This is a genomic window from Synechocystis sp. LEGE 06083, from assembly GCF_015207725.1.
Taxonomy (GTDB): domain Bacteria; phylum Cyanobacteriota; class Cyanobacteriia; order Cyanobacteriales; family Microcystaceae; genus Synechocystis; species Synechocystis salina.
On sequence record NZ_JADEWJ010000113.1, the window covers coordinates 1 to 10762 of the forward strand.

The 10762-nt window shown below is 49.2% G+C and carries 12 protein-coding genes and 1 pseudogene; 8 read left to right on the top strand and 5 right to left on the bottom strand.

What is annotated here, in order from left to right; all coding sequences use genetic code 11:
- Window positions 1-62 precede the first annotated feature (62 nt).
- The 6 genes from IQ219_RS10160 to cydB all read left to right on the top strand — a co-directional run bounded on the left by IQ219_RS10160 (window position 63) and on the right by cydB (window position 5293).
- The gene (locus tag IQ219_RS10160) at window positions 63-764 is read left to right on the top strand and encodes a class I SAM-dependent methyltransferase (protein WP_194072516.1); all 702 of its coding nucleotides are present in this window, start codon (window positions 63-65) and stop codon (window positions 762-764) included.
- 196 nt (window positions 765-960) lie between these two features.
- Window positions 961-1293, top strand: coding sequence for a DUF6679 family protein (locus IQ219_RS10165; protein WP_010871811.1), 333 nt, complete (start codon window positions 961-963; stop codon window positions 1291-1293).
- Between the two features lie 45 nt (window positions 1294-1338).
- Window positions 1339-1995 (top strand): signal peptidase I, encoded by a 657-nt coding sequence (lepB, locus tag IQ219_RS10170; protein ID WP_194072517.1) that lies wholly within the window; start codon window positions 1339-1341, stop codon window positions 1993-1995.
- 47 nt (window positions 1996-2042) lie between these two features.
- On the top strand, window positions 2043-2657 hold the full coding sequence (locus IQ219_RS10175) for a Uma2 family endonuclease (RefSeq protein ID WP_194072518.1): 615 nt from the start codon (window positions 2043-2045) through the stop codon (window positions 2655-2657).
- Between the two features lie 159 nt (window positions 2658-2816).
- On the top strand, window positions 2817-4277 hold the full coding sequence (locus tag IQ219_RS10180) for a cytochrome ubiquinol oxidase subunit I (protein ID WP_194072519.1): 1461 nt from the start codon (window positions 2817-2819) through the stop codon (window positions 4275-4277).
- 5 nt (window positions 4278-4282) lie between these two features.
- Window positions 4283-5293, top strand: a complete 1011-nt coding sequence (gene cydB / locus IQ219_RS10185) for a cytochrome d ubiquinol oxidase subunit II (protein ID WP_194072520.1) — start codon at window positions 4283-4285, stop codon at window positions 5291-5293.
- On the opposite strand, the pseudogene IQ219_RS10190 reads toward cydB, so the two are convergent.
- A pseudogene (locus IQ219_RS10190) lies at window positions 5290-5542 on the bottom strand (tRNA (guanosine(46)-N7)-methyltransferase TrmB); the annotation flags it as partial. The gene cydB and the pseudogene IQ219_RS10190 overlap by 4 nt on opposite strands.
- A gap of 8 nt (window positions 5543-5550) precedes the next feature.
- Between IQ219_RS10190 and IQ219_RS10195 the strand changes: the two are divergent.
- Window positions 5551-6351, top strand: a complete 801-nt coding sequence (locus tag IQ219_RS10195; RefSeq protein WP_194072521.1) for an Rpn family recombination-promoting nuclease/putative transposase — start codon at window positions 5551-5553, stop codon at window positions 6349-6351.
- Window positions 6352-6358: 7 nt separating this feature from the next.
- Here IQ219_RS10195 and trmB read toward each other — a convergent pair whose 3' ends face one another.
- From trmB to IQ219_RS10210, 3 genes are read right to left on the bottom strand one after another with little or no spacing between them, the layout of a single operon-like run.
- Window positions 6359-6994, bottom strand: coding sequence for a tRNA (guanosine(46)-N7)-methyltransferase TrmB (gene trmB, locus IQ219_RS10200; RefSeq protein ID WP_194072522.1), 636 nt, complete (start codon window positions 6992-6994; stop codon window positions 6359-6361).
- A 58-nt stretch (window positions 6995-7052) separates the two neighbouring features.
- Window positions 7053-8288: an acetate kinase gene (locus IQ219_RS10205; protein ID WP_194072523.1), complete on the bottom strand. Its 1236-nt coding sequence runs from the start codon at window positions 8286-8288 to the stop codon at window positions 7053-7055.
- The gene (locus tag IQ219_RS10210; protein WP_194072524.1) at window positions 8288-9025 is read right to left on the bottom strand and encodes a dienelactone hydrolase family protein; all 738 of its coding nucleotides are present in this window, start codon (window positions 9023-9025) and stop codon (window positions 8288-8290) included. Before IQ219_RS10210 ends, IQ219_RS10205 begins: the two co-directional genes overlap by 1 nt.
- A 78-nt stretch (window positions 9026-9103) precedes the next feature.
- On the opposite strand from IQ219_RS10210, the gene IQ219_RS10215 reads away from it, so the two are divergent.
- Entirely contained in the window at window positions 9104-9625 is a 522-nt protein-coding gene (locus tag IQ219_RS10215; protein ID WP_194072525.1) for a gamma carbonic anhydrase family protein, read from the top strand.
- Between the two features lie 109 nt (window positions 9626-9734).
- On the opposite strand, the gene IQ219_RS10220 is transcribed toward IQ219_RS10215, so the two are convergent.
- Window positions 9735-10631, bottom strand: a complete 897-nt coding sequence (locus IQ219_RS10220; RefSeq protein ID WP_190599659.1) for a prohibitin family protein — start codon at window positions 10629-10631, stop codon at window positions 9735-9737.
- Window positions 10632-10762: the final 131 nt, after the last annotated feature.

Consider the following 10762-nt stretch of genomic DNA (forward strand, 5'->3'; position numbering starts at 1 on the left):
AGCCATTGGTGGTGGGGTGGGGTGTTTACAATAACAGGGCAACCAGTTGGAGTAATTGACCGATGTTGGAAAGAATCCTGGAGCCAGAGGTGATGGACACCGAAGCAGAAGCAATGGACTACGATGCCATGGACTTTCAAGCGGTTAATCTGGCCTTTGCCCAGAGAGCTTGCCAACTCGGCCCCACCAAAGCCACAGTGTTAGATGCCGGTACTGGCACGGCCCGTATCCCCATTCTACTCGCCCAGTTACGTCCTGCATGGCAAATCACCGCCATCGATTTTGCCCGTTCCATGTTGGCGATCGCCAAGGAAAATGTTGTGGCGGCGGGGTGTGAAACTCAAATTTGCCTAGAATTTGTTGATGCGAAACGATTGCCCTATGCCAATGGTTCCTTCGATGGGGTAATTGCTAATAGCCTCTGTCACCATTTACCAAAGCCCCTGGATTTTTTACGGGAAGTGAAACGGGTACTCAAGCCCCACGGTTTTTTATTAATTAGGGATTTAATTCGCCCCGAATCCCCAGAAAAGTTAGCTGCTCTGGTAATGGCGATCGGCTCCGACTACAATGATCAACAGAGGAAACTTTTTGCTGACTCCCTCCAGGCTTCCCTCACCATGACAGAGGTGCAGGCATATCTCCAGCATTTAGGTTGGGTCGATGACGAGGATACAGATTTCGGACTACACCTTTACCAATCCTCCGATCGCCATTGGACCATGGAGAAGGCCTTTCAAAATCGCCCCATAGCAGGGAACTAGCTCCTAGACTCAGATTTCTACTAATTTGCGTTAAAATTCTCGTAAGCTTTCCCCACTAGGGATTTTTCTCTTGATCCATATGTTACTTTTTTTGGCCCATCCGGCACCAACCTCCCACCAGTACCCCCCCAGACGGATCCCCTAAGGCCTTGTTTTGCCGTGTCCCGTCCCCCCACTGCTATCTAGGAGCTTGCCAATGCTACACCGGAAAATCTATCAACTTTGTACCGATGGCCACGAAGTCAGCCTTTACCTAAGGGACCAACAAAGGTGGGTGGAAAATGCCAAAATTCTGACACTGGAAGGGGATTTAGTCACTTTTCGCTATGAAACCGAAGAAGAGGATGAAGTCTGTGCCTGGGAAGAAATGGTGCGCCTGGAGAGTATCGGCTCCGTTAACCGTAAATTGGCCTCCGTTTCCCGTCTCGGTCATGAATTATTAATTTCTGAAGATTGCCCAGAAGCGGAACAGTTGCTGGCCCGATCGCCAAAGTCTCACCAAGAGGAAGAAGAGGAAGACTGCGACTAGACTGGAACAGGTTAAGATAAATCTCGCCACTTTTCCCGCCCCCCTATGACCGAAAATATCGTCCGCGAAACCACCAAAAAAAAGGAAAGCCCCCCGGAAAATACCTGGCTAGAATTGGGCAAAACCATGGTCACCGCGGTTATTCTGGCGATCGGTATTCGGACTTTTGTGGCCGAAGCCCGTTACATCCCCTCTTCCTCGATGGAGCCCACCCTACAGATTAATGATCGCCTGATCATTGAAAAGATCAGTTATAGATTGCGGAGTCCAGAGCGGGGGGAAATTGTCGTGTTTAACCCCACCGACGCCCTCAAGGCAAAAAATTTCCACGATGCCTTCATCAAGCGCATCATCGGTTTACCGGGGGACGAAGTTAAGGTTTCCCAAGGTAACGTTTACGTCAACGGCGAAATGTTGGAAGAAAATTACATTGCAGCCCCCCCAAGCTATGAATTCGGCCCAGTGAAAGTACCAGAGGATCAATATTTGGTGCTAGGGGATAATCGCAACAACAGCTACGACTCCCATTACTGGGGTTTTGTCCCCCGGGACAAATTGCTCGGCCGTGCCTTTGTCCGTTTTTGGCCCGTACCCCGTGTGGGTCTGCTCACGGATGACCCAGGACAGGAGCCGGTGGAGATTAGTCCCCAAGCATCGGAAAGTCCGGCCATTGCTCCCCAGGCCGTGCCCCAGGGTCGTTAGATTAAAACAAGGAAAAACCAACACTGTGCGGAGAGAATCAGATCATTATGGTTACCCCCACCGTAGTTAAAACCATTGCCATCCAAACCTTCGAGCAATTTTTGAAGCAGTGCCCCGAGGAAGGCCGCTTTGAATGGGTCCATGGAGAAATCATCGAAATGGTTAACACTCGCGAACATAAATTAATTGCCGAGTTCATTCTCTTCGCCTTTCATGACGAAATACGTCGTCTCTCATTGAACTTTGATGTCACCACCCAGGCCACCATCAGAACCGAAATTAAGACTGGTGGTTTTCATGGGCGCATCCCCGATGTGAGCGTGATTGATCGGGATGTGTGGCGCTCCGATCCCGGCGATTACAAAGCCTTAACCGAGCCGATTCAGTTGGCAGTGGAAGTGGTTTCCACCAATTGGGAAACGGATTATTTTGATAAATTGGACGAGTATCAGCGTCTTGGCATCAAAGAATACTGGATTGTTGACTATCTGGCGATCGGCAGTCGGGACATTTTGGGGGAACCGAAGGAACCCACCGTTTTCATCTATACCCTCAATGGCGAAGGCGTTTACGATCGCCAAGCTTTCCAAGGCCAACAAAACCTCGTCTCGCCCACTTTTTCGGAATTGGTGCTAACTCCGGAGCAGATTTTTAACGCTTAATATTGGCAACAGTAATTCAAAAAAAGGGGAATGTAGCTGATAATACAGAGACTTTCCCATTGGTTTCTGTTAGTTTTGGGCAGGGGATAGAGTGGGCAAAACCCTCTATTTTTTTTAAACTCTAACTATCAGAAAACCATTTAGGAGTGCTTTTTGCCAATGCAGGATTTTTTAAGTAATACGGTGGCGTTGTCGCGGCTACAATTTGCCGTCACTGCCATTTTTCATATGCTCTGGCCGGTATTAACCACGGGTATGGGCATTTATTTAGTAATTATCGAAGGATTATGGCTCAAAACCCGTAATTTAGACTATTATCACCATGCTCGATTTTGGGCTCGGCTCTACGTTTTAAATTTTGGTATTGGGGTAGCCACCGGTTTACCCATGGCGTTTCAATTTGGTCTGAACTGGGCCCCTTTTTCGGAATCCGTAGGGGATTTTTTCGGTACAGTGCTTGGGTTTGAAGGCACCATGGCCTTTATGCTCGAAGCTAGCTTTTTGGGCATTATGCTATTTGGTTGGGACCGGGTTCCTCCATTAATTCATTACCTTGCCACTATTTTGGTGGCCATTGGGGCAAATCTTTCTACCTTTTGGATTCTCTCAGCTAATTCCTGGTTACAAACCCCCGCCGGGGGCATTTTTGTCGACGGAAAATTTGTGGTGCAGGACTATTTTGCGGCGATCGCCAATCCGTTTATGGTCAACAGTTTCCTGCATATGTTTTTTGCCACCTTAGAAACCTCTATGTTTGTCATTGGGGGCATCAGTGCTTGGTGTATTCTCACCGGTCGTCAACCGCAATTTTTTGCCCGCTCTTTGCAGGTAATTTTGGTGGTGGTGATGGCGGTGGCTCCCCTACAAATTTTCATTGGCCATTTAAGTGCGGAGCAGGTATCGGTGCATCAACCGGCTAAGCTTGCCGCCATGGAAGCCCTCTGGGAAACGGTGCCAGCGGAAACCCCAGCGCCCTGGAGTGTGGTAGCTCTACCCAACGATAAAGCTGAGAAAAATGACTGGGAACTGAGCATTCCCGGAGCATTGAGCTATATTTTGGAACTCAAACCCCAACTGGATAAACCCATTCAGGGCTTGAAAGAATGGGCCCCAGGCGATCGCCCCCGCATGGTGGGTTTAATTTACTATTCTTTTCGCATTATGGTGGCCATTGGTCTATTCTTTGCCGCTTTGATGACGGTCACGGTGGGGCAATGGCTACGGGGTAAACTGAGCCCAGAAAGCATTAGCCAACAAAAATGGTTATTGCGGGCCTGGGTCTTCGCCGCTCCGTTGGGTTATTTGGCAGTGGAAACGGGTTGGATTGTCCGTTGCGTAGGTCGGCAACCCTGGATCGTTTACGGAGAGATGCGTACAGCAGAATCCGCTTCCAATTTGCCCCCTGGTGAAATTCTCTTTTCCCTGACAGGGTTGAGTGTGATGTACATTGTCTTTTTAATTACCACTCTCTACTTTGGTAGTCGGATTATTCGCAACGGCCCAGATTTAACTTTGGCTGCTCCCCGGGGTTCCGAAGCCTCTCTCTGGGGCAACATTACCAAGCACGCCACGAACCGCCGCCCCGCTGACATTGCCGAAGTTGCCGAGATTAAGGAGTAGGAACCATGGAACCTTTAGAACCGTTACAACATTTTTTACCCCAGGTGTGGTTTTTCATTTTGGGGCTTTTCCTTTTTCTCTATGTCCTGCTAGATGGCTTTGACCTGGGGGTAGGTATTTTATCCCTCACCGCTTCCACGGAGGAACGACGCAGCATTCTTATGACCAGTTTGGGGAATGTCTGGGATGCCAACGAAACCTGGCTGGTGTTGATGGGGGGATCCCTATTTGGAGCTTTTCCTTTGGCCTACGCCACTATTTTGAATGCCCTCTATCTACCAGCAGTAATTATGGTGGTGGGGTTAATTCTCCGGGCTGTGTCCTTTGAGTTTCGGGAAAATGCTAATCGTAAATTGGTTTGGAACATTACCTTTGGGGTGGGGAGTTTCCTCGCCGCTTTGGGTCAAGGTTTTGCCCTCGGTAGTGTGTTTGAAGGCATTACCGTCGATGCCCAGGGCCATTTTGCCGGCACCATGTGGGACTGGCTGACTTGGCGATCGGTCATTGTGGCCCTCACCCTCATCCAGGGCTATGTGCTGATCGGCTCCACCTATCTAATTTTGAAAACCGAAGGGGAATTGCAAAAAACCTATTTCAAAACAGCGGCGATCGCCACTTGGACTACGTTGGCGGGGGCGGTGTTTATCACCATTAGTACCCCAGCTTTTTCCGAAGAGGCCAGGACCCAATTGTTTACCGCTCCGTTGGTGTACATTTTTGCCACCATTCCCCTGGTGGGATTATTGTTCATTGGCCTACTGTTGCGGAGTTTGTATCTGCGGGAAGAAAATACCCCCATTATCTGGACTTTTTTAGTGTTTTCCCTTTCCTTCATCGGTTTGGGTTTCATTATCTTCCCCAATATTATTCCCCCCAGCGTCACCATCTATGAAGCGGCGGCGGCCCCCAGTTCCCTGGTGTTTATGTTGACCTTCATCGGCTTCCTGATCCCGATCCTACTGTTCTACAACATCTATAACTACCTGGTTTTTCGGGGCAAAATCGTCACCGACTAGGGAATTCGTTGCAATAGACAGCGGTACACAGGGCGATGCAAATTAAAACAGGCAATTTCCCTTTCCGTGGGCACCCCGAGGGGATTTTCTGCTAACCAAGGGGTGTCATGGGTGAAGCTAAAACTGTCATTTTCAGCAAAACGGTCTTTCATGTCCTGGGCGACGGGCTGTACATCAGATTGCAGTAAAAATTCCCCCCCGTCCTTTAATATCAGGGGGAACTGAGTCTGCCATGCCCGAAAACAACTCCCCGGTCAATGTACGACAACACCTGCAAATACCTCGCCGAAACCTATCCCGCTGATTTTGCCACTTGGCTGTTGGGGAAACCCATTGCCCTGACCAAATTAGAGCCACGGGAATTATCGTCTGAACCCATTCGAGCCGACTCCCTCACCTTTTTAGCCTCCCAAGATGTGATCCTCCATCTGGAATTTCAAACCCGCCCAGATCAGGCCATTCCCTTTCGCATGGCCGACTACTACCTGCGGCTATACCGTAAATATCCCCAGCAACGGATCCAGCAATTTGTGGTGTACCTATTGCCTAGTCAAGACCCATTGGTTGGTCAAACAACATTTGAACTAGCTAACCTCTGGCATGAATTTACTGTTATTCGCCTCTGGGAACAGCCGGTGGACATTTTCCTACAAAATCCAGGTTTAATGCCCCTAGCGGCCCTGTCCCAAACCCCTGACCCGATTCAAACCCTACGGGACATTGCCCAACGGATTGACTGCATTGCTGAACGTCGTCAACAGCGAAATTTAACTGCCGCAACGGAAATCATTTCTGGGTTAGCATTGGACAAGCAAGTGATTCAACGGTTGCTCAGGAGCGACATCATGAAGGAATCTGTCATCTATCAAGCCATTTTGGAAGAAGGTAAACAGGAAGGTAAGTTGGAGGGCAAAGTGGAAGGTCTACAGGAAGGGTTAATGGAAGCAAAAAAACAAATTGCTTTGAATATGCTGGGGTCTGGGTTGGCAAAGTCATTGATCGTCGAATTAACCGGACTTTCTCCAGCCGAAGTCGATACATTGGCATTATCAAATTAAGGGCCGATTAGGGAATTCGTTGCAATAGACAGCGGTACACCGGGCGATGCAAATTAAAACAGGCAATTTCCCTTTCCGTGGGCACCCCGAGGGGATTTTCTGCTAACCAAGGGGTCTCGTGGCTGAAGGCAAAATTGCCATTTTCAGCAAAACGCTCTTTCATGTCCTCGGCGACGGGCTGTACATCGGATTGCAGTAAAACTTCCCCTCCTGGGGGTAAGGCCTTGGCGATCGCCATCACCAGTTCCGGTTGGGCCACCCGCCGTTTATTATGTCGTTGCTTAAACCAGGGGTCAGGAAATTGAATACTGACCCGTTGCAGAGTGGGGGGCAAGGCGGAAAAGAATTTTTCTGGCTCCACATTAATGTTGCCAAATAGGTAATGGAGATTTTTTAACCCCAGGCGATCGCCAGTTTCGTTGGCTTCTAGCACCAAGGGCTGGCGGATTTCCACCCCTAAAGAATTCCAGTCGGGGTGTTGTTGGGCCATTTTGAGGGGAAAGCGACCCCGGGCACAGCCAATATCCAGGTGCAATGGTCGTTGGACATCGTCATAAACGGTGGCCCAATCGGGACAGGCCAACACCTGCCGATATTTTTGACTGAGGGGATTAACGTGTTGGCGGATGCGGACTCTAGCCAAGGAAATTTAGCCTAATTCAACATTTATTTTCACGGCCATTTTCTAACATTTTCGCAATTTACAGTTTCTTGCCCGGTCCCTGGCTATGCCACCACTGCCAACAATCCTGGGCGATCGCCCAATCTTCTTCGGTGTGGACAATCAACACATTCACCAAGGAATCGGGGGTAGAAATCACGGCATTCCTCCGCGATCGGTCGTTTAATTCCGGATCAAGTTTCAAACCCAGGAATTGAAAAGCTTGGCAAACATCAGCCCGCACAGTGGCCGCATTTTCCCCCACCCCGGCGGTGAACACCAACGTATCCAGACCTTCGAGGGAAGCGACCATGGCCCCCAAACAACGGCGAAAACAATGGATATACATGGCATAGGCCAATTGGGCTTGTTCATCCCCCTCAGCTTTGGCTTGCAAAATGACGCGTAAATCCGGCGATCGCCCGGAAACTCCCAATAAGCCAGATTTTTTATTTAACGTAGCGTTGATTTCTGCTGGGGTTAAACCCTGGGTTTCCTGCAGAAATAGCACAATGGCTGGGTCAATAGAACCACTCCGGGCCCCCATCATCAGACCTTCTAGGGGGGTAAAACCCATGGTGGTGTCGATGCTGACTCCATTTTTAATCGCCGTTAGGGAGGCACCATTGCCGATGTGGCAGGTGATGAGTTTTAACTCTGTCAAAGGTTTACCTAAAATCTCCGCCGTTTTGTGGGCGCAGTATTTATGGCTAGTGCCGTGGAAACCATAGCGACGGATACCCAATTCAGTCCAGGCTTGGGGAATAGGATATTCGGCGGCGGGGGCGGGAATGGTGCGGTGAAAAGCAGTGTCAAACACAGCGATCTGGGGCACGTCTCCCAATTGTTCGCCAATGGCTTCAATGCCTTCTAGGTGGGCGGGGTTATGGGCCGGTGCAAGGGGAATTAAGTCTGCAATGGCCTGTTTCACCGTTGGGGTAATCAATGTAGCTACGGCGTAATCCGTGCCCCCATGCACTACCCGATGGCCCACCAAGTCAATTTCCGCCAAACTTTTCAACACAGCATGATCTCCCATTACCAGAGTGTCCAACATTCGGGCTATACCCCGTTGGCGATCGCCAGTCTCGAGAATGATCACCTGTTTTTGACCAGGGGTTTCCACCATTAGCCGCCCCTGATTTTCCAACACTGTCCAGTCAATAAAAGCCTCCCACAAGGGCTCCGGTGCTGTTTCCGGTAGGCGATCGCCAGGGATCTCATAGAGACAACTTTTTTGACTGCTGGAACCGGCATTGAGAATCAGAAATTTCATTACAGTTCAGCTTGAAAGAGTTGTTTCACCTTTTGCCAAGCATCGGCGGCCGCTTCGGCGTTATGGCTAGCCCTCTGGTCACAGAAAAATCCATGGTCCGCACCGGGGTAACGGAAAATTTTATGGTTCACCTGATACTTGCTTAGGGCCTGTTCGATCTGCTCCGTATCCGCCATGGGAATGCTGGCATCTTCCAAGCCGAAGAAAGCGTATAAAGTACCCTGGATCTTGTCCGTATAAGCAATGGGGGGTTCGGCGTTCCCTGGAGCCCAATGGGGAATACCTGCACCGTAAAAGGAAGCGGTGGCCTTGACGGTGGCTAAACTAGCCCCTAAGTAGGCGATCCAGCCACCAAAGCAAAAGCCAATTAATCCTACTCCGCCGGGTTTAGCGTTGGGTAAAGTCATCCCATAGGCAATGGTCGCCTCTAGGTCACTGAGGATTTCTGCACTATCGGTTTGATCTTTGAGTTTTTTGCCCACTTCAATGCTCTCTGGAGTGTAACCAGTTTCAAAGCCCGGAGCTTGACGTTGGTAAATGGCCGGGGCGATCGCCACGTAACCTTCTTTGGCAATGCGTTCGGTCACGTCTCGGATATGGCTATTAACCCCAAAAATCTCTTGAATTACAATCACTACGGGGTACTGACCCACGGCCACTGGCTCGGCCACATAGCCCGCAATTTGCAAATCTTGGTTGGGAATATTAACTAGGGTTGTCTTAATATCAACAGTCATGGGCAATGGCACTATGGCAATACAACAGGTTCTCCCCTATCTTAAACTTCAAAACCTAGCCTCATAACGGCGATCGCCATGGACGCAAACTTTCCCATTTACCTTACTCCCCCAGATTTGTCCCCAGCAGCGTTTGTGGCGGCCAATGCCACGGTCATCGGTAAAGTCAACCTAGGCAAGGATTGTAGTATTTGGTACGGAGCAGTGGTGCGGGCAGATTTAGAAGCCATCACCATCGGTGAGGGTACTAATATCCAAGATGGGGCCATACTCCATGGCGATCCAGGCATTGTCACTGTGCTAGAAGATTGGGTCACCGTTGGCCATCGGGCTGTGGTCCACGCCGCTCACATTGAACGGGGTAGCTTGATCGGCATTGGGGCGACGATTTTAGATAACGTCCGCATTGGCGCTGGAAGTATCATCGGTGCCGGAGCAGTGGTCCCCAAAGATGTGCCCCCCCGGTCTTTGGTGATGGGAGTACCAGCAAAAATTGTTAAACAGCTGAGTGAAGACCAAGTTCAAGGCCTGCTAGACCACGGACAAAACTATGTTCGTCTAGCTAAGGCCCACGCCGCTGAAGGTTTGGGCCAACAATAAATTCAGGTTAGGCTCGTAGTAGTTGGGGGGGGAAGACCGCTAACAAACCACTGTTTTACTCTGGTAATCGTCCCTGTTCCGCTCCGGCAGTGGGGCGAAGAACTTCCAGCTAAGGATCGGACATGATAATGGGTAAATTTCCCTCTCCCGAGCCCATAATTAATACTTTTGTGTTGGGCGATTCCGCTAGTTTCTGGGTAGCTTCAATGGCTTTTAATTTAATAATTTGATCTGTCAAACTTTGGGAAAGAATTTTTTGGGAATCCGCTACCCCTTGGGCTTCGATGATTTTTCTTTCCGCATCCCTTTGGGCACTAATTAATTCCAATTGTTTTTTTTGATTACTTTGCTCCACCTCCACCTTGGCTTGAATGGCTTTTTGGATATTTTCCGGCAGAATTACATTTCTCATTAGGGCATCTTCCACCAAAAAACCAATGGGTTCCAGTTGTTCTTTCATTGACTGGGCCAGGTCGAGGGAAATTTCGGCCCTTTTGTCACCATAAATGGAACTTAGGTCATACTTAGCGGTATTTTCACGAATTAGGGAACGGAAGCGGGAGATGATAATTTCCCTCTGTTGTTCTTCATTACCAAGACTAGAAAAAACTTCCCCAGCCATTTCCGGGTTGAGGCGATATTGCAAACTCACATCAATGTTAAAATTCAAGCCCTCCTTAGAAGAGGTGTCCACTGTCTCTTTGATGTCCTGTAAACGGGTGGAGTAGGTAACCACTTTGGAAAGAGGATTGAGGAAATAAACCCCGGAGGTGAGGGGGACTGTGTCCACGGTGCCCATAGTTTCAATTACTCCCACTTCCCCCGCGGGAATAACCACCACTGCCCTTCCCAAACTTTGTTGTAAAAACAAGGCGGACATTAATAGGGCAATGCAAAAGACTAGGGGCCGTAAAAGTTTAGGAATTTTCGGGTTATCGGGATTTTTAACGCTGATAAATACTGTCCAACTAGCCAAAGCGGCGATCGCCGAAATAACAGCACCCATGGTTAACCTACTTAATGCTCATGTTGAGGCCATCCTAGCTCATTTTTCTGGATTGTTTACCCGGTAAACAATGGCGACTTGGGAAAGTTTTTGTAAATATTTTTAACGTCTGGGTTGGCTCAATCAAATAA

What these genes read in the sequence shown, in the direction of transcription:
- IQ219_RS10165 (WP_010871811.1), top strand. Translation starts at nt 961, where the DNA reads ATGCTACACCGGAAAATCTATCAACTTTGTACCGATGGCCACGAAGTC.
- IQ219_RS10195 (WP_194072521.1), top strand. Translation starts at nt 5,551, where the DNA reads ATGTACGACAACACCTGCAAATACCTCGCCGAAACCTATCCCGCTGAT.
- lepB (WP_194072517.1), top strand. Translation starts at nt 1,339, where the DNA reads ATGACCGAAAATATCGTCCGCGAAACCACCAAAAAAAAGGAAAGCCCC.
- IQ219_RS10210 (WP_194072524.1), bottom strand. Translation starts at nt 9,025, where the DNA reads ATGACTGTTGATATTAAGACAACCCTAGTTAATATTCCCAACCAAGAT.
- IQ219_RS10175 (WP_194072518.1), top strand. Translation starts at nt 2,043, where the DNA reads ATGGTTACCCCCACCGTAGTTAAAACCATTGCCATCCAAACCTTCGAG.
- IQ219_RS10205 (WP_194072523.1), bottom strand. Translation starts at nt 8,288, where the DNA reads ATGAAATTTCTGATTCTCAATGCCGGTTCCAGCAGTCAAAAAAGTTGT.
- IQ219_RS10160 (WP_194072516.1), top strand. Translation starts at nt 63, where the DNA reads ATGTTGGAAAGAATCCTGGAGCCAGAGGTGATGGACACCGAAGCAGAA.
- IQ219_RS10220 (WP_190599659.1), bottom strand. Translation starts at nt 10,631, where the DNA reads ATGGGTGCTGTTATTTCGGCGATCGCCGCTTTGGCTAGTTGGACAGTA.
- cydB (WP_194072520.1), top strand. Translation starts at nt 4,283, where the DNA reads ATGGAACCTTTAGAACCGTTACAACATTTTTTACCCCAGGTGTGGTTT.
- IQ219_RS10180 (WP_194072519.1), top strand. Translation starts at nt 2,817, where the DNA reads ATGCAGGATTTTTTAAGTAATACGGTGGCGTTGTCGCGGCTACAATTT.
- IQ219_RS10215 (WP_194072525.1), top strand. Translation starts at nt 9,104, where the DNA reads ATGGACGCAAACTTTCCCATTTACCTTACTCCCCCAGATTTGTCCCCA.